Here is a 21228-nt window from a genome sequence, read left to right as displayed (position 1 = left end):
TCGAGATCATATATAAAGCGAGCAGCGTCAGACCGATTGTCATCATAATTTCCATAAGCCACACTCCAAAAGAAATTTATTTATTCGAATTCATGTATTCATGTATTATTATATATAAATAAGCATAAAAAGAAAAGGGGAGGATATGATGAATCGTTTCGATCAGACATACCATGATCTCCTGAAGAAGATCATGGAAGAGGGAAAGTACAAGGGGGACCGTACCGGCACCGGCACACACTCCATCTTCGGCCATCAGATGAGGTTCAACATGGAGGACGGATTTCCACTGCTCACCACGAAGAAGGTGCTGTTCAAGATGCTTGCGACCGAACTGATATGGTTCATACGCGGGGATACGAACATACGTTTCCTACTCCAGTACAACAACAACATCTGGAACGAATGGGCCTTCAAGAACTGGGTCGAGTCGGAAGAGTACAAGGGCCCGGACATGACCGACTTCGGTAATCGTGCCCAGAAGGATGAAGACTTCAAGGCGGTCTATCAGAAGGAGATGGATGCCTTCAAGAAGATGGTCCTGGAGGATGATGCATTTGCCGGGAAGTATGGAAACCTGGGCAATGTATATGGCCGCCAATGGCGTGCATGGGAAGGTCCTGACGGCAGCTTTACGGACCAGCTCAAGGATGTCGTTGAAAACATCCGCAACAACCCTGATTCCCGCCGTCATATCGTCACCGCCTGGAACCCGGCTGAGATCGGTACGATGGCCCTGCCGCCATGCCATGCCTTCTTCCAGTTCTATGTAAATGACGGCAAGCTGAGCCTCCAGCTCTATCAGAGGAGTGGAGATGTATTTTTAGGTGTGCCTTTCAACATCGCAAGTTATGCACTTCTTCTGCATCTTGTTGCCAGGGAGTGCGGCCTCCGTCCACATGAATTCGTCCATACGCTCGGGGATGCACACATCTACACCAACCATTTCGATGCGGTTGAAACACAGCTCGAGCGGGATGGCTTCGAAGCCCCTGGAATAAGGATACATGGTGAGCGCTCCATGTTTGAACTGGATTATGAGGACTTCGAAGTCGTGGACTATGAATCACATCCTTATATCAAGGCACCAATCGCTGTATAGGAGGAAGAAAATGGTATCTTTAATCGTATGTCACGCGGAACAGAATGTCATCGGCTTCAAGAACAAGATGCCGTGGCACCTGCCGAATGACCTTAAGCATGTCAAAAAGCTGACTCAGGGCAATACAATCGTCATGGGGCGGAAAACCTTCGATTCACTCGGGCGGCCCCTGCCGAACCGCCGCAATGTCGTGCTGACTCGAAACAGGGATTTTGATGCGGAAGGTATTGATGTCATCCATGAAGTGGCGGACATCAAAGAGCTGGAAGGGGAGGTATTCATCTTCGGCGGCAGCGGCGTCTATAATCAGACGATGGACCTTGTCGATGAAATGCACATCACAAGGATCCACGAAACTTTTGGCGGGGATACTTTCTTTCCGGAATATGATGAGTCGGAATGGGAACTTGTGTCCAGTGAAGAAGGCATCATAGACGACAAGAACAGATATCCCCATGAATTCCTTCATTTCAGGCGCAGGACACATTAGCGGGGAGTGACCTTTTGAATATTTGGAAATGGCTTTTCATGGGACTGCTGCTGGTGAACGCAGCTATCGTCATATGGCTGTCTACAGCGCTAAGCGGCGATTATCAGGCCCCTTCGGCAGAAAATGATAATTATACTCCAGAAGAATCGGGTATAGAGGTAAAGATGAACAACGATGCAATGGAATCCATCATCAATGATGCCATCGATGATGAGAGCCTCGCGATCACCGTAGACGAGGAGCAGATCGCCCTGGATGTGGTCAGGCAGGTAATCGGATTATCGATTGAAACTTCGGTCGAACTTGAACCGGTCTCCACTGGTGAAGAAGTGGTGTTTGAGCTGGTGGACATCAACATTTCTGATCTGCCACTCTCACAGAACATGATGTATGGCCTGATCAAAGATCAGAGCGACCTGCCCGAAGGCATCAGTTTCAGGGATGACGAACGTGCCCTTGTAATCGATTCGGAAGTGTTCACAGAGCAGCTTGAATGGGATGTCAGAGTCGATTCGATTGATTATGAGAATGATGAGTGGTATTTTTCTATAACAAGATAATTAAGAGGTGAGCAATTTGGCAATAGCAACATTGGCAGGCGGATGTTTTTGGTGTCTCGTAAAGCCATTCGATCAGTTTGAAGGCGTCAACTCCGTCGTTTCCGGGTATTCGAACGGACATGTGGAGAACCCGACATATCAAGAGGTGACGAGTGGCACCACGGGTCATGTCGAAGCAGTACAGATTGATTTTGATGAAGATGTGATGTCCTATGAAAAACTGCTGGATATATTCTTCAAAACCTTCGATCCTACAGACACAGGCGGCCAGTTTGGCGACAGGGGCCCGCAGTATATGCCTGCGATATTCTATCATGATGACAAACAGAAGCGTGTTGCCGAGGCAACGATAGAGTCTCTTGATGCCCAGAACATATTCAATGGTCCCATCAGGACTCCGGTTCTGCCCTATAAGAATTTCTACAGGGCGGAAGAGGAGCACCAGGACTTCTACAAGACGAACAGTGCGCATTACAACGCATACTTCAAGGGCTCAGGCAGAAAATCATTCTTGGAAGAGCATTGGGGAGTGGAATAGATGGCTATTGAAAGAAATGAAAGCGAACTGACTGCAGAAGAATACAAGGTGATGAAGGAGAACGGCACAGAACCTCCTTTTCAGAATGAATACTGGAACCATTATGAGGATGGCCTGTATGTGGATAAGATCAAGGGAACACCCCTGTTCACTTCACGGGACAAATTTGCCTCCGACTGCGGATGGCCGAGTTTTGCAAAAAGCATATCGGAAGATGTGACGGAGCACTTCGACGATTCTTTCGGCATGCGGCGTACCGAAGTCAGGAGTGAGTCCTCGGACAGCCACCTTGGCCACGTATTCGAAGACGGCCCACAGGAACTCGGAGGACTGCGCTACTGCATCAACTCAGCAGCGCTCGAGTTCATTCCGAAGGATGAACTTGAGGAAAAAGGCTATGGTGAATATTTGAAGTACTTTGAGTAGACTTTCAAAAACTTACTTGGACAGGAGAGAATTCAAATGTTTAAAAATCTATTTGGAAAAAAGAATGATGTAGACAAAGAAATCGAAATCACGAGTCCATTGAATGGAAAGTATGTTAAATTGGAAGATATTCCCGACCCGGTCTTCGCAGAAAAGATGATGGGCGAAGGGTTCGGCGTCGATCCGACGGATGGGGAAGTCGTAGCACCGGTGGCTGGAACAGTCATGCAGGTATTCCCTACGAACCATGCTGTCGGCATCAAAACCAATAACGGTCTGGAAGTGCTCATACACATCGGCCTGGAGACTGTAGCGATGGAAGGTAAAGGGTTTGAAGGCCACGTATCGGAAGGGGACAAGGTCGAGAAGGGTGACAAGCTTGTCACTTTCGACATGGATCTAGTAAAATCGGAAGCGAACAGTACAATCTCCCCGGTCATCATCACAAACAGTGATGTTCTTGACTCGTTCGACCTTAAGGAAGTTACGGACCTGGATCGGGCGGACACTGTCGTTGCGAGCGCATCCATCAAGTAATGAAGAACTATTCCTTCTATCAATATATCAGAACACGAAGAGGGGAAGCTTCTCCCATCGGCCGACTGGCCGAACATATTGCGGGTGATGCCATGTTCCCGAAGTATTCCGACGACTATCTTGAAATATCAGACTACCTGGAGAGGAACCCCTACGAGGACATGCCGCTTTCGCATTATGACACAGCTTTTGAAGACTATCGCAACTGGCTGGAGCATTAGCTGCAGCCGCAATACTACCAAAGGAGAATTTTAACCATGAGTATTCACATCAATGCAAAAAAAGGTGACATTGCGGACACGATCCTGCTGCCGGGCGATCCGCTGAGAGCGAAGTATATTGCAGAAAACTTCCTGGACGACGTCGTCTGCTACAACGAAGTGCGTAATATGCTCGGCTTCACCGGGTACTACAAAGGAAAACGTATTTCCGTACAGGGTACGGGAATGGGTGTACCGTCAATCTCCATATACATCCACGAACTCATGGATGAATATGGGGTCAAAAACCTGATCAGGGTCGGTACATGCGGCGCAATCCAGAAGGACGTCAAAGTAAGGGATGTCATCCTTGCACAGAGTGCCTCAAGCGACTCCTATCAGAACAGGAAGCTTTTCAAAAATATCGAATATGCTCCGACTTCCGACTTCGAACTGCTGCTTTCAAGCTATAATGAAGCGAAGAAGAAGGGCCTGAACGTCCAAGTGGGCAACGTCTTCACAGCGGATTCATTCTATGATGAAAATGGCAACATCGAGCAGCTCGCCCAATATGGTGTGCTTGCCCTCGAGATGGAATCGAGTGCGCTGTTCACCATCAGCAAGAAGTTCGATGCAAGGGCGCTCTCCATCTTGACGGTATCCGACCATGTGCTGACAGGTGAAGCGACATCGAGCGAGGAGCGCCAGACGACATTCAATGAGATGATTGAAGTCGCATTGGATGCCAGCCTGCCATTCATCGAAGAAAATCAATAGGGAGCCAGGAACAGTGCCATGCACTGTTCTTTTTCTTTAACTTTCATACTTAAACTGGTAAACTAAAACTTAATTATTCAAGTAGAAATTAGGTGTAAGTTTTGAACGAAGAACATGAGCGTCATGAGACGAAGAATCCGGGCGGACGCCGGATCAACATAAAACTTTTCTGGTTCATCATCATCCTGCTGACTTCGGTCATAGCAACGGCGGTCATTACTGCGCTCAGTCTGGAAGCCGGGAATGAAAAGGCCGTCAATGTGGGGACCGATACGAGAAGCGAATTTTCCAAACTGTACAATGTATATGACACGATCAACTCCGAATACTATGAAGATGTGGACCGGGATGCCCTGATTGAATCCTCCATCCAGGGCATGGTCGAAGGATTGGATGACCCGTATAGTGAATACATGAACAACGAAGAGACGGAAGCATTCCAGGAAACGGTCACAGGAAATTTCGAAGGCATCGGAGCAGAAGTGATGCAGGAAGGCAATCGCATCATCGTGACTTCACCGATGCGCGGCTCGCCGGCAGAAGAGGCGGGCATCGAACCTGGCGATGAGATCATTGCGGTCGACGGCGAGTCCATTGAAGGATGGACGACCCAGGAGGCTGTGCAGCTCATACGTGGTGAAAAGGGGACGGACGTCGTGCTCACCATCGTAAGAGGGGAAGGCGATCCGATCGACATAACGATCACAAGGGATACGATCCATATCGACAGTGTGACGTATGAAGAAGTCGATGGCGTCGGACACATCAGTGTCAATCGCTTCCAGAGAGGGACGACCGAAGAATTTGAAAGCAAACTGAATGAAGCTGCTGAAGACGACGTCGAGGACGTCATCATCGACTTCAGATACAATCCTGGCGGCCTGCTGGATGAGGCGGTCAACATGATCAACCAGTTCATCGATGAGGGCCAGACCGTGCTGTCCCTTGAAGATAATAATGGCGAACGCAATGAAATAGCGACAAGCGGGGAAGCAAACCCGAATACGGAGGACTTCACCGTCTACATCCTGATCAATGAAGGATCGGCGAGCGCTTCAGAAGTCTTTGCGGGCGCCATGGACGACCTCACCGGCGCCACCATCGCTGGTACGCAATCATTCGGCAAAGGTGTCGTCCAGCAGACAGTGGAATTCGGTGACGACTCCCTTCTGAAATATACGAACACCAAATGGCTGACACCAAACGGCCATTGGATACATGGGGAAGGCATCACACCGGACATTAAACTCGTCAACCCCGATTATTACAGGGTCGATATGCTCAGCCCGGATGAAGTGTACACAGAGGGCATTGCCAATGAGACGGTGCCGTCGATCAAAGTTGCTCTCGATACCCTCGGCTACGAAATTGAAGACTTCGATGAAGATTTCGGCCCTGATCTTACGACAGCGGTCGGTGACTTCCAGTCCGACAATGGTCTTGAAATGACCGGGAATGTGACAGGTGAAACTTCCACCATCCTCATGAGTGAACTGAGGGAGTACATCAATGAGAATGATGCCCAGCTCGAATATCTCGTCGACTACATCAATGGGGAATACACTGAAGAAGAAATTGAGGAGTATGCTGAAAGCAGGGCACAGCACCTTGAAATAGAATTGCCTGAAGAGGAAACAGAAGAAGGTGAGCCTTCCGAAGGACAGGATGAAGAACAGGAAGAGGAATCCACAGAAGAACCTGTAGACGAAGCATCTCCTGAAGAAGAATCTACAGAAGAATAATGTAAAGCCGTATGAACACAGTGTTTATACGGCTTTATATTGTATCCGCAGTAAAAATGGTTTAAAGTAATTAGCATAAAAGAGTTTTGGAGGAAAGTATGGAAGCGAAAAAGAGAAAAGTTGTCCTCACCGGTGGAGGCACCGTCGGACACGTAATGCTTAACAAACTGCTTATACCCTGCTTTATAAATAAGGGTGTTGAACCTGTCTATATTGGTTCGAAAAAGGGAATTGAAAAGGAAATAATCGGTGCAACATCCATCAAATACTACAATATTTCAAGCGGAAAGCTGAGACGCTACATTTCTGCCGAGAACTTCAAGGATGTATTCAAAGTCATGAGGGGTGTCGGGGATGCCCGTAAAGTATTGAAGAAGGAACAGGTCGAATTCGTATTTTCAAAAGGCGGTTTCGTCAGTGTACCGGTTGTGTTGGCAGCCAAATCTCTTGGAATTCCAGTATATATACATGAGTCCGACATCACTCCGGGCCTGGCCAACCGTATAGCTGGAAAATTCGCCACTAAAATCTATGTCACTTTCAAGAAGACCCTGGAGTATGTTCCGAAAGGAAAATCCGAGTATCTGGGCCCAGTGATACGGGATGAACTCAAAAGGGGCTACAGGGATATCGGATATGAACTCACCGGATTCACTGAAGAAAAGCCCGTCATGATCGTGATGGGAGGCTCCCTCGGTGCCCGTTCAATCAACACCTTCGTAAGGGAGAACCTCGATGCCCTGACGAAGGAATGGCAGATCATCCACCTATGTGGACGGGGCAATTACCAGGAGGGGCTCGACAACCCGAACTACAGACAGTTCGAATTCGTGAAGAAGGAGCTGCCGCACCTTCTGAGGATTTCGGATATTGCCGTCGGAAGAAGTGGTTCGAATGCCATCTATGAGTTCCTGCTGAATGAAAAGCCGATGATACTCATCCCGCTGCCGCTCTCTCAGAGCAGGGGAGATCAGGTTGAAAACGCCGAGTACTTCAAGGAAAAGGGCTATGCTGAAGTCATTCAGGACGAAGAACTGGATCTTGAAACATTCCAGACCACCCTGGACCGCATCGAAGGCAAAAAGGATGCCATCGTGGAATGCATGAAGAAGTTTGAAGGTGGCTTCAGGCCGGAATCACTTGTTAATCTCCTGCTCGATGGGGAGGCGCAGCGATGACCCGAATGAAGAAACTTTCGCTCTTTCTGGTTTTCACGCTCATTTTTGGCGTCATCGCCTATTTCCATGAGTCCCGTATCGGACATTGGATCGATACTGAAGTCTATGAGTTCATCTATGCTTCCGAAAGCTTCATTACAACAGCTTTGATGCTCGGTTTCACACAGGTCGGTGAAGTCCTGTCGATGGTCATCCTTTCATTGATAATGATTACGATATTGATGCTCTACAGGCTGAAGTTCGAGACCCTTTTCATGATCATCTCCATGCTCGCAAGCAGCATACTCATACCAGTCATGAAAAATTCATTCGACAGGGAAAGACCCTCCATGCTGAGACTCATCGATATCACAGGATTCAGTTTTCCAAGTGGGCATGCGATGGGATCGACAATCTTCTTTGGCTCCCTCATGACGCTGATCAAGAACAGCGGTCTGAATAATAAAAGCATACTGTATGGATTATGTGCATTCTTCATACTGATGATTTCTTCTTCAAGAGTCTACCTTGGCGTCCATTATCCCACGGATGTAATTGCTGGAATTGTAGCCGGTATAGCTGTCGTCATCGCTACAAGTTTCATTCTGCATAAAAAAACTTGACAGATTACCATTGCCTATATAAAATGTAATTGAAAATGATTATCAATGAGAATGAATAAGCCCCCCTTATTTAACAGATCATTTTCAAGACAAGTTTATATATCCATAAACACATGGCAGCGTCCCGCGGGGCGTTGCCATTTCTTTTATGTTTCCAATATAATGTCTTGGAGGACAGATTGTGCATCCATCCCATGATACTCATGGCAGCTGAATTGCAGGAGCAGCCATACATTCCTGCTGTCCTGCCATCCCTTGATGTTATGATGGGGAAAAACAGATGATAGGAAGATAATGATGAAAAATATTCTAGTAGTTGAAGATGAACTGAACCTCGCACGATTCATAGAACTGGAACTGGTCCATGAAGGGTATCACGTAACCCTTTCTGCTGATGGGGAGGAGGGGTTGAAAAAGGCACTCGATCATGATTTCGACTGCATATTGCTCGATCTGATGCTTCCGAAATTGAACGGACTGGAAGTCTGCCGCCGGCTGAGGAAGGAGAAGGACACACCAATCATCATCATTACAGCCAAAGGGGAAACCTATGATAAGGTGATCGGGCTGGACTATGGCGCTGATGACTACATTGTGAAGCCCTTCGAAATAGAGGAGCTGCTCGCTAGGATACGCGTCATCATGAGGCGTTCCAGTTCACAGGAAGACAAACGGGAAATACTGGAACTCCATGGCATAACGATGGATACATCCGCCTACCATGTCACTCTGGACGACAAGGAGCTCGACTTGACCAAGACTGAGTATGAACTCCTCCACCTCCTGATGAAGAATGCCGGTGTCGTCCTGCAACGTGAGACCATCCTGGACCATGTATGGGGATATGACAGTGAAGTGGAGACGAATGTGGTCGATGTGTATATCAGATACCTCCGCAACAAACTCAAACCTTTCGACAAGCACAAACTGATAGAAACCGTAAGGGGTGTAGGGTACGTGATCCGACCATGAACAAACAATCCCTGAAATACAGGTGGCTGCGCCTTTCGACGCTGATCATCTCCGTCACGTACCTGATATTCAGTTCGCTGCTCATCTACTTCACCAGCATGTATCTGAAGGACCAGGAATACCGTTCAGTAGACAGAAGCCTTGAAGAATTGGAGAGCCTGTATGAATCGCAGCCGATCAATACGATCAGCCAGAATGAAATCTATTCCAGCCTGTATGACAGGCAGAAGATGATCCTCTACACCCAGAGCGGTGAAGAAGTATTCAGTGCCACGACCGGCATCCCAATGGATCTTGACAGCAGCTTCGAGCCTGTCCATGACAGGGAGATATCCGCCATGAACAATGACGATGGCAGCTTTCTTGAAGGCCGCGTAGAACTGGATTCGCAATACTGGGATGGCTACATTACTGTCGTCCATCCCCTCGACTACTATAATTCCGTCATCAGAATGATGGTGTTCATTGCCATCATCGTCGGATTCCTGTCGATACTGTTCACTTCAATCGTCAGCTATTTCTTTTCAACGCAGATGGTGAAACCCATCAGGAACATAGCATATCAGTTCAGGAACATAGCATATCAGTTGAGGCGGATAGAGTCGGAAGGATTCTCGGAACGTCTCCAGATAGAGACGAATACTGAAGAGACGGACTATATGGTCGACTCCTTCAACCATATGATGGATTCGCTGGAGCGTTCATACAATCAGCAGAAGCAGTTTGTTGAAGATGCATCCCACGAACTGAGGACGCCGCTCCAGATCATCCAGGGGCACCTCAAGCTGATCAGCCGATGGGGGAGGCACAAGCCTGAAGTGCTCGATGAATCATTGAAGATATCCATCGATGAGCTCCAACGGATCAACAAGCTGGTCGAAGAACTGCTGCTGCTCACCAAAAATGATGGAAAAACTGCAGAAGTGACTGAAGAAGCAGAAATCAATGAAGAAATAAAGAGCAGGGTTGATGCGCTCAGGAAACTGCATCCCGACTATACTTTCACACTTGACCTCGATGAACAGCCCATAAAGTTCCACATCAATCCCTACCACCTTGAACAGATACTGGTCATATTCCTTGATAATGCCCTCAAATATGACCATGAACGCAAACACATCATCGTCACCACCGAGAAGAAGGACGGGCATTTCGATATCGCCATCACAGATCACGGCATCGGCATACCGGAAGATGAAATCGAGGCCATATTCGACCGGTTCTACAGGGTGGATAAATCGAGGAGCAGGGAGCTTGGAGGAAATGGTCTCGGACTCTCCATAGCAAGAAAACTTATCGATAACTATAAGGGGAAAGTATGGATGGAAAGCGAAGAGGGGCATTTTACAAAAGTGACCATCCGTTTCCCTCTTGAAAATTAGATAAATGTTGTAATAACAGGCATTATTGGCTTTAAAACGGTATACCATAGTGCTAGAATGGAACTGTATAAGTTAAAAAGATTCTAAAGAGGGTGGCAAAATGCAAGAGAGAGAACTTGAGAGCGCCCCGGTACGTTTCGGTGCCAATATGGGGTTGCTTCTCGAGCTTCATGACATGTATCAAGACGATCCGGACAGTGTAAGTGATGAAATGCGCTTCCTGTTTGAAAACATCAGTTCTGGTCAGCCAGGCACTGTCCAATCGGATATGGATCATAGTAAAGTGAAAAGCCTATTGCGGCTGATCGACAACATCAGGCTCTTCGGGCACTTGGAATCAGACATCTATCCGCTCTACCGGCCGGATGTCAAAAACATTCCGAGTCTGGACTACGAAGACTACGACCTCACTGAGGACGACCTTAAGAATATGCCTGCGTCGCTTGTGAGCGTGCATCTCGGCGACTACTATGACAATGCCTATGAAGCTGTAACCCAACTCCATTCACTGTACACTGGCCCGCTTGCGTATGAGTATATGCATATCAACGATACGGAAGAGCGCCAATGGCTGAAGGAAACCATCGAAACACAGGAAGAAATTTCACTTTCTTCAGATGAAAAGAAACACCTGTTTGAAACATTGGCGAAGGTTGAAGGCTTTGAAAAATACCTTCATAAGAATTTCGTCGGTGCCAAACGCTTTTCAATCGAAGGGCTCGATTCACTCGTGCCGATGCTCGATCATCTGCTCGGTCTCATGGCTGAGGAGGGCATTCCAAACCTCCAGATCGGGATGGCGCACCGCGGCCGTCTGAATGTATTGACCCATATTCTGGAGAAGCCTTATGAAATGATGATCAGTGAATTCATGCATACTGATCCGATGAAGTTCCTTCCGGAAGATGGCTCCCTCGAGATTACACAGGGTTGGATGAAAGATGTCAAATACCACCTGGGTGGGGCCAAGACGAGAAAAGACAAAGGACTTGAGCAGCGCATCAGCCTTGCCAACAACCCGAGCCATCTGGAAGTAGTGGGCCCTGTCGTGCTTGGAAAAGCACGGGCACAGCAGGAAACCACCGACCATGCCGGCAAGCCTGAACAGGACTATAATAAGGCGATCGCCGCCATCATACACGGGGATGCCGCATTCCCTGGACAGGGCATCGTCTATGAATCCCTGAACCTCGGCAAGCTGGATGGCTACAGCACTGGCGGGTCGATGCACATCATCGCCAACAACCGCATCGGTTTCACGACAGAGGAGACGGATGCCAGATCTACAGTATACGCCTCAGATGCCGCTTTAGGGTTCGACTTGCCGATACTGCATGTCAATGCTGATAAGCCTGAGCATGTACTGCGTTCCATAGAGATCGCGCTCAAGTACCGTCAGAAGTTCAACAAGGACATCGTCATCGATGTAGTGGGCTACAGGAGATACGGACATAATGAAATGGACGAACCTTCTGCAACCAATCCGCTCCTTTACCAGGAGGTGAAATCCCACGATACGATCGACGAGATCTATGGTGCCCAGCTTGTCGAACAGAATATCATTTCCGAGGACGAAAAGGATGAAATCATCCAGGGCGTCTTCGATGAAATGAGGGCGGCGCATGATAAGATCGACAAGAAGGATACGAACATTGATGGAGACCTTCAGACACCTGAGGAAATTCTCGAAGGCCAGGAAAATCCTGCCGATGAAATTTCCCGTGAACGTCTCCAGGAGATCAATGAGGATCTATTCAAATATCCGGAATCCTTCACTGTCTTCAAAAAGCTGTCCAACGTTCTTGACCGCAGGAAGAAGCCATTTGACAATGAGGAAGATCTTGTGGACTGGGCACATGCAGAAGTGCTTGCATTTGCAACGATCAACCAGGATGGTACACCGATCAGATTGACCGGACAGGATTCCGAACGTGGAACATTCGCCCAGCGTCATGCAGTCCTGCATGACCCTGAAACAGGGGAGGAGCATGTGCCACTTCATGAGGTGAGCAATTCAAATGCCACCTTCGATGTCCATAACTCACCGCTTTCAGAAGCAGCCGTCGTCGGATTCGATTATGGATACAATGTGGAACGCAAGGATGTCCTCGCAATCTGGGAAGCACAGTATGGGGACTTCTCCAATATGGCACAAGTCATGTTCGACAACTTCATGGCTGCCGGCAATGCCAAGTGGGGCGAAACCAGCGGCATGACGCTCTTCCTGCCTCATGCCCAGGAAGGCCAGGGGGCAGAGCACTCCTCAGCACGACTGGAACGTTATCTCCAGCTTGCTGCAGAGAATAATATGACCGTGGCCAACCTGTCCAGTGCATCGAACTACTTCCACCTGCTGAGGAAACAGGCAAAATACCTGGACACTGAAAAGATGAGGCCTCTGGTCCTCATGACTCCGAAGAGCCTGCTCCGCAACCAGATCGTGAGCGAACCGGTAAGTGCTTTTGTAGAAGGCGGCTTCAGGGAGATCATCGTCCCTTCATACAAGAAGACGAAGGTCAAGAAGGTGCTTATTGCGAGCGGTAAGATGGCCGTGGATCTCATGACCGAGCAGAAGGAGAATCCGAACGACGAAATCCTCCTCATCAGGCTGGAACAGATCTATCCTTTCCCATCCGAACAGATCCAGGAGATCTTAAATGACCTCAGAAACCTTGATGAAGTGAGATTCGTTCAGGAGGAACCGCAAAATATGGGTACTTATCACTATGCACTGCCTTTCCTTCTTGAAATCGTCCCCGACAAGGTGGACTTGAACTATGTAGGCAGGATCAAACGCGCCTCTACTGCAGAAGGTGATGGGGAATCCTACAAACTGATACAACAAAATATTATTGAAACTGCTCTAAAATCACAGGAGGTAGAATAATGGCTGAAGTTAAAGTGCCGGAACTGGCTGAATCAATTACAGAAGGAACGATCGCAAGCTGGCTTAAGCAGAAAGGTGATCGTGTCGAGAAGGGTGAAAACATTCTCGAACTTGAAACCGATAAAGTGAATGTAGAAGTGATCAGTGAAGAAGCCGGTGTCATCACCGAGCTCAAAGCTGAAGAAGGGGACACTGTTGAAGTCGGCCAGGTCATCGCCATCGTCGAAGATAATGGGGAAGCTGGCGGATCCTCTGAAGAGAAGTCCGAGGATACTTCCAAAGAGGAAGAAGGGGAATCCAAGGAATCCGAAAAGAGCTCAGATAAGGAAGAGAAAAAAGAGGAAGCTCCAAAGGACGATTCCAAAGAATCCGATGAAGAAGAATCTTCAGACGACAGCGAACGCATTGTTGCGACGCCATCAGCAAGACGCATGGCGCGTGAGAAGGGCATTGACCTGAGCGACATCAACGCCTCCGATCCACGCGGCCTCGTCAGAAGCCAGGATGTCGACAATCATGGCAAACAGCCTGAAAAATCTGAAGCGCCTAAAAAAGAGGAGCAGCCGCAGAAGCAGGCATCAGGAAAACCTGAAAAGCCGGTCGTCAGGGAAAAGATGTCCCGCAGAAGACAGACGATTGCCAAACGTCTGCTTGAAGTATCCCAAAGTACAGCAATGCTCACAACATTCAACGAAGTGGATATGACCAACCTCATGGAGCTCAGGAAGCGCAAAAAGGATGAATTCCAGGAACGTCATGACGGCACACGCCTCGGGTTCATGTCATTCTTTACAAAAGCTTCAGTGGCAGCCCTCAGAAAATACCCGGCCGTCAATGCTGAAATCGATGGGGAAGACCTCGTAATGAAGCAGTTCTACGATATCGGTGTTGCGGTATCCACAGATGAAGGCCTTGTCGTTCCTGTAGTCAGGGACTGCGACCGCAAGACTTTCGCAGAAATCGAGAGCGATATCGTCGATATGGCCAAGAAAGCCCAGAATAAGAAGCTCGGCCTTGATGATATGACAGGCGGGTCATTCACAATCACAAACGGTGGGGTCTTCGGTTCACTGATGTCCACACCAATCATCAATGGTACACAGGCGGCCATCCTCGGTATGCACACCATCCAGAAACGTCCTGTAGCTATAGATGATGAGAAAATGGAAAATCGTCCGATGATGTACATTGCACTCAGCTATGACCACAGGGTCATCGATGGCAAAGAGGCAGTCGGATTCCTCAAAACGATCAAAGATCTGATTGAAAATCCGGAAGACCTCCTGCTGGAAGGTTAATTGAAGGATCATGACAGGCTCCCGTGGGATGCCTGTCATTTTTATGTTAGAATCAAAATAAATTAAAATGTTTGGAGAGATCAATATGCTTCATGAAACTTGGAATGACAACAATTTAAGGACAGTCAAGGTAAAGCATACAGATGCAAAAAAATATAAAGTCTCTGATATGCTCACTCCCGGAGAGACGTATACGGTCGTCAATGAAACGGAAGAGTATATATTCGTCAAAGATAATTCAGGCAAAGTCGGCGGCTACTACAAAACATACTTTGAAGAAGTTGAATAGATATGGCCATAAAATTCCTGCATAATGATGAAAATATAAAAGGCGATGCACAAATCATCCTTTCCCTTGGAAAGAACCTTCTTCTTAAAGGGCCGACCGGATCCGGTAAAACGAGGCTGGCTGAAGATTTGACAGGGGAACTCGGCAAGGACATGTACAGCATAAACTGTTCAGTGGATGTCGATATCGAATCCCTGCTCGGCTTCAAAACAATCGAATACAACGAAGGCAGGCAGGAGATCACCTTCATAGATGGGCCGGTCATCCGAGCCATGAAAGAAGGGGCGATGCTCTATATTGACGAAATCAATATGGCTAAACCTGAAGTTCTTCCGATTTTGAATGCGGCACTGGACTATCGCAGGACCATCACAAACCCCCTGACCGGTGATACGATCGTTGCTGATGAGGGGTTCAACGTCATTGCAGCCATCAACGTCGGTTATGTCGGCACCATGCCCATGAATGAAGCACTGCTGAACCGTTTCAACGTCATAGAAATTGGCTACGTCTCGAAAGAATCGCTGAGGGAGGTCCTGAATTCACAGAGCATCCAGAAAGATGCGTCCCTCATCGAATCCATCACAGATTTCCATGAAGATCTCGTCACGATGACGGAGCAGGGCCAGATATCGCAGGAGGCTTCCAGTGTGAGAAGTCTGATCGACCTCGCCGACCTCAGTACAAAGATGCCGATCGGGCGTGCATGCTACCGGGCGATCATCGACAAGCTCGACAGTGAACAGGAGAAGAAGGCAATCCTGAATGCAGCAGAACTTCAGTTTGGAATGTGATTAACATGAGCTATTCATTTATAAAATTCAATGATGAAATTGTGGATTCCAAAATAATGATGGAAATCACTGACCTGCTGCGCCTTCTGCTGAAAAGGAAGGAAGTTACGGTCACTGTACGAAAATACAGCTACTACAACCCTGCTTCCAATGAGTTCAATCTGAGCTTCTTTTGGAAGCACAGGACGGACATCAGTGAGAGGGAAGGGTTCAGGTACGATATACTTACCAGATATCCTTCCCCTTATATTTTCAATTACCCGGAATATGACAGGATGAAGGACAGGGAGGTATTCGCACAGCAGGTCTTCCTTTCCCTGGAATATTACCGGAACAGAAGGGCAGCCATTGAATGGCGGCCGATGATCAGAAAAATCATTCAACTTGGGGACCGCATAAAAACGGATGAATACCAAAAGAATGCTTCCAATGATGCTGAAGCATTCCTGAGATCTTTCAATGTTGCGATTTTGGAGGACAGGGAAAACATGGAGGCATTCGGAGAATCCTTTCCACTGATCAGTGAAAGCACCGGAGAAAGCATCACATTGACAGAAGAGATAATAGAAAAGTTATCTTCCCAAATTTCGCTGAACACTTCTTATAGAATCCATGACATGCCCTTCAATGAAATCAATGAATTCAATAAAACGACACCGTTCAGGAAGGATGCCGAACGTCTCGATGAAAAGGCGGAGGAGGAAGAAGAGGAGACGAGCCGGGTGGACACCAAGACGGACCGTGATGCTGATGAAGCCAATATGCTCGGTGAGACCGGGGACAATACTTCACGTAAAAGTGCGCATGGGAGGCAGAATCCACATGAGGATGATGTATCCGACTACCATGAAGGCTTCGGTAAAAATACCGGGGACAACTTGATGGAGGATTCTGGCGCCATCAATCAGCACGCAGTGCTCAACATCGTAAAGCCCAAAATCAAACTCTCCCAGTATAAGGATTATCAGCGGATATTCGAGTCCTATAATGCTGTAGCCAAAAAGGTCATCGGGGATATTACCCAGATACTCAACTACAAGATGAACGCTTTCGAGACGAGGCGCACTACAGGAAAACTCATGAAGAATCCAATAGGACCGATAATCGATGACAGCCCGAAGCTTTTTGTAAAGAAGAATACCGAATCCAAGGAGCTGGATGCTGCGTTTACAGTCATCATCGACCAGTCGTTCTCGATGACTGAAAACCTTGAAGGCTGCCGGAATGGTGTCATCATACTGAATAATATCCTCAAGTCACTGGATATACCACACCGTATCGTTTCCCATCATGAGGACACATTTGAAGTGATGAAGAATCATTATCCGAATAACATCTATGAGCACATGGACTTCGGGAAATCCAAATACTACTACCCGGTATCACTGATGGACATTGAAGCTTCGGGCGATAACCGTGATGGACTCGTGATAAGACATGAGACCGAAAAGCTGCGGATGCGCAGTGAGAAGGACAGATTCATCATCATGTTCTCCGATGGCCTGCCAAGTGCCGAACAATATAACCAGAGCGGTATCATAGATACGCATGAGGCAGTGCAGGAAGCAAGAAAATCCGGCGTCCAGGTCATCAATATCTTCATCGATGAATCGAATGAGGAAAACACACTGGCCGCCATCAGGAATATCTATGACACCAATGCCATCATCGTCAATGATGCAGAAGAAATTGCTGCTGCATTGCCCAACCTGCTCAAGAGGATATTGACCAAAATATTAGTGTAGCTTTTCACATTTTGAAATATCTGACAATTAAGAATTTTATGGACTTAAAGGGGTTTGTATTGTAAACTAAGGTTTATCATTTCAATAACTTTTAAGTATTAGGAGGTCAACCCATGAATTTCAAACACAGCATCATCATCGGGTTCATGCTTTTTGCCATGTTCTTTGGGGCAGGGAACCTGATCTTCCCACCTGGTCTCGGGTTCCAGAGTGGAGACTATTTCTGGATGGCCATCATCGGATTCGTCATCACCGGTGTCGGACTCCCTCTCGTCGGGGTAATCGCCGGATCCATTTCACAAGGTGGATACAGGGAATCATTGAAAGTCGTCCATCCGGCTTTTGCAGTCATCTTCATGGTGGTCATCTATCTTGCCATCGGGCCGTTCTTCGCCATTCCAAGAACAGCTACGACAGCCTATGAGATGTCACTTATGCCATTTATGAATGGAACAGGTTGGGTAAGCCTGCTCATCTTCTCAATCGTCTTCTTCACTATCGTCTTCCTTTTAAGCTACAACCCGAGCCGCATGGTCGACAACATCGGCCGGTTCCTTACACCAGTGCTTCTGGTCACTATTGTAGCGCTTATCATCAAAGCCATTATGATGTACATAAGCAACGATCCAGGTGCCCCGGCGGAAGGCTTCGATACAACTGCGCCATTTTCTGTCGGCTTTACAGAAGGATACCTTACAATGGATGCCATCGCAGCCATCGCATTCTCAGTCATCGTTCTGAATTCCATCCGTGATCTTGGTGTCACCAGCAGAAAAGAGCTGCTTATCGAAACAATTAAGGCAAGTTCCATCGCCGCACTGCTCCTCGGCATCATCTATGTCTCACTTGGATGGATCGGCAACCGTGTAGATCTCGGTGGTGAGCAGGTCGATGATCAGAATCTGGGAACATTCCTGCTGACATTCGTCGCAGACGACTCCTTCGGCCAATTTGGCGCGATACTCCTTGGTGTAATCGTCGCGGTTGCATGTATAACGACGGCTACTGGCCTGATTGTTGCCGTAAGTGAATACTTCAACAGCATCCTGCCAAAGATATCATACGAAAAGTTCGTCGTCGTATTCACACTGATTTCCCTCGTATTGGCGAACCAGGGGCTTAACCAAGTCATTCAGACCAGTGTTCCAGTCCTCTATATCATCTATCCGATCGCAATGACTTCTGTCGCGCTGCTGTTCCTGACATACTTTGTCCCTTCACCGAGACTGAGTTTCCAGCTCCCAGTTGCACTTGTGATCATCACAAGCATCCTTGCTGTCGTACACAGGAATGGATGGATGGATCTTGGATGGATAGAGAGCATGCCTCTATTCGCGAATTCATTTGAATGGATTCCAGTAATGATCATCGGATATATCATTGGATATCTGATCGGCATGAAGCATGAAAAAGTGAAATATTCATAATAAAAAGCGCATCCGATGGATGCGCTTTTTATTATTGTATCAGTAACGATGCTCTTCTTTGAGCTCCAGAAGCCTTGTCTTCAGTTCCTCTTCCATGGTTTCCAGTTCCCGCTCTGCTGCCTGGCGTTTCTGCGAACCTTCCTGCTGGATTCTCAATGTCTCTTCAATGGTGGTCACCAGATTTTCCTGGGTCGTCTTCAACGTTTCGATATCCACGATGCCACGCTCATTCTCCTGGGCTGTCCGTATGGAGTTCTGCTTCAGCATTTCAGAGTTCTTTGTAAGCAGGTCATTGGTCGTATTGGTGACTGCCTGCTGTGCCTGTGATGCGGACTCCTGACGGAGCAGTGTGAGGGCTATGGCCATCTGGTTCTTCCAAAGCGGTATGCTTGTCAGAATGGAGCTTTGGATCTTCTCTGCCAGCGTCTGGTTGATGTTTTGTATCATTCTGATCTGTGGGGCGGACTGCAGGGTGATCTGTCTTGAGAGCTTCAAGTCATGTATCCGCTTTTCAAGCCTGTTGACGTACTGCATCATATCATTGACTTCCTGTACATGCATCTGGTTGCTTGATTCCTCAGCTTTCTTTCTGAGTTCAGGCAGTGTTTGGTTTTCAAGCTCTTCCTTCTTCATTTCAGCCGCAGCGATGTAGATGTTGATTGCATCAAAGTAATCCTTGTTCTGATCGTACAGCTTGTCCAGGAGATGCACATCCTTGACCAGAACCTCCTTGGCATGTTCAAGCTGTATGCCGATGCGGTCGACCTGCGAGGCCACGCTCTGGTGTTTCGAAATCAATTCATTCACTGATTTTTTCACCCTCCGGAATATGCGGTTGAAGATGTTCTTCTTCTCTTTCGTCAGTTCATCCGGATCGATTTCCTTCAGTTTCTTCATCAGACTCTCCAGCGTCTCTCCGATGGGACCGACGTCCTTCGATTGGACTTCTGTGAGCATCTGGTGTGAGAACTTGGACAATGCCTGCTGGGCGTTTGAACCATATTGTATGAGTGCATCATTATCCAATGGTTCTATCTTATTCTTAATTTCTTCAATCCTCTTCAGATCTTCTTCTGTAAACCTTTCCTGATATGTCGCGAGAGTGCTCTGCTCATTCTTTTCCTCGATGCCCACTTCAGGCTGGGGCATGAGGTCAGTGTCTTCATCTACAGAAGAGAATGGATCGGATAATAGTTTCTCTTTTAGTTTATTTTCCTCTTTCATCATCTTCACCTCTGTTTTGATATACTGGCTCTTTTTCTTTCTTATTCAGGTCCACCTTCTCCTTATCAAGTTTGTTGTCGAGTTTGAGTGTGGACATCGTGCGCTTCTTATTCAGTTTTATGAAGTCCTTCTCAACTTCAAGAGCCTGATAGCTGTCCCGGTTCATCGCAGAAAGGTTCGACTGGATGGTCCTTTTGAGTTCCAGCAGTGAAATGCGCGTTTCATGCAGCTTCACCTTCTCCTCCCTGGTCTTGCCGGGCATCTTGTACAGAAAAAGATACTGTTCGATGGTATTCACGGCAGAATCAAGGTTCGAATGGAAGAACTGCTGTACATTGAAAAAGAGCTTGGGATCATTTTCGACCGCCTGGTAGATCGTTCGGACGAGCCGATTGATGTCATATATGAGTTTGACATCCTTCAAGGTCCTTACATTCTTATAGCTCTGCCTCAGCCTTTTGATCTTTTCCCTCGCTTCTGCAAGCTGCCTTTTGACGTAACGGTACTCACTTTTGGATATTCCCATCTTCTGCAGCTGGGAATTCAGGCTTATCGATTGGGTAGGGAAGTAGGCTGCAAAAAAACCGCCTGCTGCAACCATCATGTCCAAAGCCAGATGGATATCGAAGGCGATCATCGAAAACGTACCAGCTACAACTGCAACCGGTATGGAAATCAATGAGGCGAACCAGTGTGATATATTATTCTTCATTTTTGGATTACACCTTCAGTCAATACTATTTGGTTACAAATCTGTCATAGCCATCTTCCAGGGGAATGGTCTTGACCGAATAGTCATCAACATTCGAAGCAGGGGAGGCACCTTCAGTGACTTGCCTTACAAATTCATCCAGATCCGCTTCCGATCCTGTGGCGAGTATTTCCACATAGTCCCGGACATTTGCTGCATATCCGGTGATGTTCAGCCGATCTGCGATGACTTTTGTCGAATATCTAAAACCGACCCCCTGGACACGTCCGGATACGATTATCATTCTTGATTCCATTTGCAACACCTCTTATACTATATTATAGGATTTTTAGCTTGATAATGCGAA

The 21228-nt window shown here is 47.4% G+C and carries 22 protein-coding genes; 19 read left to right on the top strand and 3 right to left on the bottom strand.

The genetic code is table 11. From position 1 onward, the window contains the following. Positions 1–145: 145 nt before the first annotated feature. The 19 genes from EDC33_RS01550 (at position 146) to brnQ (ending at position 18946) form a co-directional block, all read left to right on the top strand. A complete protein-coding gene (locus EDC33_RS01550) occupies positions 146–1102 on the top strand; it encodes a thymidylate synthase (RefSeq protein WP_170156332.1) in 957 nt (318 codons plus the stop codon). Between the two features lie 10 nt (positions 1103–1112). Further along, a complete protein-coding gene (locus tag EDC33_RS01545; protein ID WP_124009972.1) occupies positions 1113–1592 on the top strand; it encodes a dihydrofolate reductase in 480 nt (159 codons plus the stop codon). Between the two features lie 14 nt (positions 1593–1606). Beyond that, entirely contained in the window at positions 1607–2152 is a 546-nt protein-coding gene (locus EDC33_RS01540) for a DUF2140 family protein (RefSeq protein WP_094905514.1), read from the top strand. A gap of 16 nt (positions 2153–2168) precedes the next feature. Continuing rightward, on the top strand, positions 2169–2690 hold the full coding sequence (msrA, locus tag EDC33_RS01535) for a peptide-methionine (S)-S-oxide reductase MsrA (protein ID WP_094905513.1): 522 nt from the start codon (positions 2169–2171) through the stop codon (positions 2688–2690). Further along, positions 2691–3116 carry a peptide-methionine (R)-S-oxide reductase MsrB gene (gene msrB / locus EDC33_RS01530; protein ID WP_094905512.1) on the top strand — a complete coding sequence of 142 codons (426 nt, stop codon included), beginning with the start codon at positions 2691–2693 and terminating at the stop codon, positions 3114–3116. A 36-nt stretch (positions 3117–3152) separates the two neighbouring features. Continuing rightward, positions 3153–3653, top strand: coding sequence for a PTS sugar transporter subunit IIA (locus EDC33_RS01525; RefSeq protein ID WP_094905511.1), 501 nt, complete (start codon positions 3153–3155; stop codon positions 3651–3653). Beyond that, a complete protein-coding gene (locus EDC33_RS01520; RefSeq protein ID WP_094905510.1) occupies positions 3653–3874 on the top strand; it encodes a YozE family protein in 222 nt (73 codons plus the stop codon). Before EDC33_RS01525 ends, EDC33_RS01520 begins: the two co-directional genes overlap by 1 nt. Before the next feature lie 36 nt (positions 3875–3910). Beyond that, positions 3911–4630, top strand: coding sequence for a purine-nucleoside phosphorylase (gene deoD, locus EDC33_RS01515; protein WP_040104759.1), 720 nt, complete (start codon positions 3911–3913; stop codon positions 4628–4630). A 101-nt stretch (positions 4631–4731) separates the two neighbouring features. Further along, positions 4732–6372 (top strand): S41 family peptidase, encoded by a 1641-nt coding sequence (locus EDC33_RS01510; protein ID WP_094905508.1) that lies wholly within the window; start codon positions 4732–4734, stop codon positions 6370–6372. 98 nt (positions 6373–6470) lie between these two features. Beyond that, on the top strand, positions 6471–7550 hold the full coding sequence (locus tag EDC33_RS01505; RefSeq protein ID WP_094905507.1) for an undecaprenyldiphospho-muramoylpentapeptide beta-N-acetylglucosaminyltransferase: 1080 nt from the start codon (positions 6471–6473) through the stop codon (positions 7548–7550). Then, a complete protein-coding gene (locus tag EDC33_RS01500; RefSeq protein WP_094905506.1) occupies positions 7547–8152 on the top strand; it encodes a phosphatase PAP2 family protein in 606 nt (201 codons plus the stop codon). The genes EDC33_RS01505 and EDC33_RS01500 overlap by 4 nt, the downstream gene beginning before the upstream one ends. Positions 8153–8449: 297 nt before the next feature. Continuing rightward, positions 8450–9124 (top strand): response regulator transcription factor, encoded by a 675-nt coding sequence (locus tag EDC33_RS01495; RefSeq protein WP_094905505.1) that lies wholly within the window; start codon positions 8450–8452, stop codon positions 9122–9124. Continuing rightward, on the top strand, positions 9121–10506 hold the full coding sequence (locus tag EDC33_RS01490; RefSeq protein ID WP_124009971.1) for a HAMP domain-containing sensor histidine kinase: 1386 nt from the start codon (positions 9121–9123) through the stop codon (positions 10504–10506). Before EDC33_RS01495 ends, EDC33_RS01490 begins: the two co-directional genes overlap by 4 nt. Before the next feature lie 100 nt (positions 10507–10606). Then, positions 10607–13393, top strand: a complete 2787-nt coding sequence (locus tag EDC33_RS01485) for a 2-oxoglutarate dehydrogenase E1 component (RefSeq protein WP_124009970.1) — start codon at positions 10607–10609, stop codon at positions 13391–13393. Further along, on the top strand, positions 13393–14691 hold the full coding sequence (gene odhB, locus EDC33_RS01480; RefSeq protein WP_040104766.1) for a 2-oxoglutarate dehydrogenase complex dihydrolipoyllysine-residue succinyltransferase: 1299 nt from the start codon (positions 13393–13395) through the stop codon (positions 14689–14691). Before EDC33_RS01485 ends, odhB begins: the two co-directional genes overlap by 1 nt. 85 nt (positions 14692–14776) lie before the next feature. Then, positions 14777–14980, top strand: coding sequence for a DUF6501 family protein (locus EDC33_RS01475; protein ID WP_040104767.1), 204 nt, complete (start codon positions 14777–14779; stop codon positions 14978–14980). 2 nt (positions 14981–14982) lie between these two features. Continuing rightward, the gene (locus EDC33_RS01470; RefSeq protein ID WP_094905502.1) at positions 14983–15774 is read left to right on the top strand and encodes an ATP-binding protein; all 792 of its coding nucleotides are present in this window, start codon (positions 14983–14985) and stop codon (positions 15772–15774) included. A gap of 5 nt (positions 15775–15779) precedes the next feature. Further along, positions 15780–17519 carry a VWA domain-containing protein gene (locus EDC33_RS01465; protein WP_124009969.1) on the top strand — a complete coding sequence of 580 codons (1740 nt, stop codon included), beginning with the start codon at positions 15780–15782 and terminating at the stop codon, positions 17517–17519. Between the two features lie 113 nt (positions 17520–17632). After that, complete coding sequence (gene brnQ / locus EDC33_RS01460) at positions 17633–18946, top strand: branched-chain amino acid transport system II carrier protein (RefSeq protein WP_124009968.1); 1314 nt, start codon at positions 17633–17635, stop codon at positions 18944–18946. 39 nt (positions 18947–18985) lie between these two features. On the opposite strand, the gene EDC33_RS01455 is transcribed toward brnQ, so the two are convergent. The 3 genes from EDC33_RS01455 to EDC33_RS01445 are packed head-to-tail and all read right to left on the bottom strand — an operon-like array spanning position 18986 to position 21177. Further along, a complete protein-coding gene (locus tag EDC33_RS01455; RefSeq protein ID WP_094905499.1) occupies positions 18986–20170 on the bottom strand; it encodes a toxic anion resistance protein in 1185 nt (394 codons plus the stop codon). After that, positions 20154–20882 (bottom strand): 5-bromo-4-chloroindolyl phosphate hydrolysis family protein, encoded by a 729-nt coding sequence (locus EDC33_RS01450; protein ID WP_094905498.1) that lies wholly within the window; start codon positions 20880–20882, stop codon positions 20154–20156. Before EDC33_RS01450 ends, EDC33_RS01455 begins: the two co-directional genes overlap by 17 nt. A gap of 25 nt (positions 20883–20907) precedes the next feature. Beyond that, positions 20908–21177, bottom strand: coding sequence for an acylphosphatase (locus EDC33_RS01445; protein WP_040104772.1), 270 nt, complete (start codon positions 21175–21177; stop codon positions 20908–20910). Positions 21178–21228: the final 51 nt, after the last annotated feature.

Source organism: Salinicoccus roseus (assembly GCF_003814515.1).
GTDB lineage: Bacteria > Bacillota > Bacilli > Staphylococcales > Salinicoccaceae > Salinicoccus > Salinicoccus roseus.
The sequence above is the reverse complement of the archived record's forward strand: the minus strand, read 5'-3'. Positions and strand labels throughout refer to the sequence as shown.

Bases quoted from the DNA above. Each gene is read 5' to 3' on its own strand.
- EDC33_RS01455 (WP_094905499.1), bottom strand. From the start codon at position 20,170: ATGAAAGAGGAAAATAAACTAAAAGAGAAACTATTATCCGATCCATTC.
- msrB (WP_094905512.1), top strand. From the start codon at position 2,691: ATGGCTATTGAAAGAAATGAAAGCGAACTGACTGCAGAAGAATACAAG.
- EDC33_RS01475 (WP_040104767.1), top strand. From the start codon at position 14,777: ATGCTTCATGAAACTTGGAATGACAACAATTTAAGGACAGTCAAGGTA.
- EDC33_RS01495 (WP_094905505.1), top strand. From the start codon at position 8,450: ATGAAAAATATTCTAGTAGTTGAAGATGAACTGAACCTCGCACGATTC.
- EDC33_RS01450 (WP_094905498.1), bottom strand. From the start codon at position 20,882: ATGAAGAATAATATATCACACTGGTTCGCCTCATTGATTTCCATACCG.
- deoD (WP_040104759.1), top strand. From the start codon at position 3,911: ATGAGTATTCACATCAATGCAAAAAAAGGTGACATTGCGGACACGATC.
- EDC33_RS01545 (WP_124009972.1), top strand. From the start codon at position 1,113: ATGGTATCTTTAATCGTATGTCACGCGGAACAGAATGTCATCGGCTTC.
- EDC33_RS01485 (WP_124009970.1), top strand. From the start codon at position 10,607: ATGCAAGAGAGAGAACTTGAGAGCGCCCCGGTACGTTTCGGTGCCAAT.
- EDC33_RS01470 (WP_094905502.1), top strand. From the start codon at position 14,983: ATGGCCATAAAATTCCTGCATAATGATGAAAATATAAAAGGCGATGCA.
- EDC33_RS01505 (WP_094905507.1), top strand. From the start codon at position 6,471: ATGGAAGCGAAAAAGAGAAAAGTTGTCCTCACCGGTGGAGGCACCGTC.
- EDC33_RS01525 (WP_094905511.1), top strand. From the start codon at position 3,153: ATGTTTAAAAATCTATTTGGAAAAAAGAATGATGTAGACAAAGAAATC.
- EDC33_RS01490 (WP_124009971.1), top strand. From the start codon at position 9,121: ATGAACAAACAATCCCTGAAATACAGGTGGCTGCGCCTTTCGACGCTG.
- EDC33_RS01445 (WP_040104772.1), bottom strand. From the start codon at position 21,177: ATGGAATCAAGAATGATAATCGTATCCGGACGTGTCCAGGGGGTCGGT.
- EDC33_RS01520 (WP_094905510.1), top strand. From the start codon at position 3,653: ATGAAGAACTATTCCTTCTATCAATATATCAGAACACGAAGAGGGGAA.
- EDC33_RS01550 (WP_170156332.1), top strand. From the start codon at position 146: ATGATGAATCGTTTCGATCAGACATACCATGATCTCCTGAAGAAGATC.
- EDC33_RS01465 (WP_124009969.1), top strand. From the start codon at position 15,780: ATGAGCTATTCATTTATAAAATTCAATGATGAAATTGTGGATTCCAAA.
- odhB (WP_040104766.1), top strand. From the start codon at position 13,393: ATGGCTGAAGTTAAAGTGCCGGAACTGGCTGAATCAATTACAGAAGGA.
- EDC33_RS01500 (WP_094905506.1), top strand. From the start codon at position 7,547: ATGACCCGAATGAAGAAACTTTCGCTCTTTCTGGTTTTCACGCTCATT.
- brnQ (WP_124009968.1), top strand. From the start codon at position 17,633: ATGAATTTCAAACACAGCATCATCATCGGGTTCATGCTTTTTGCCATG.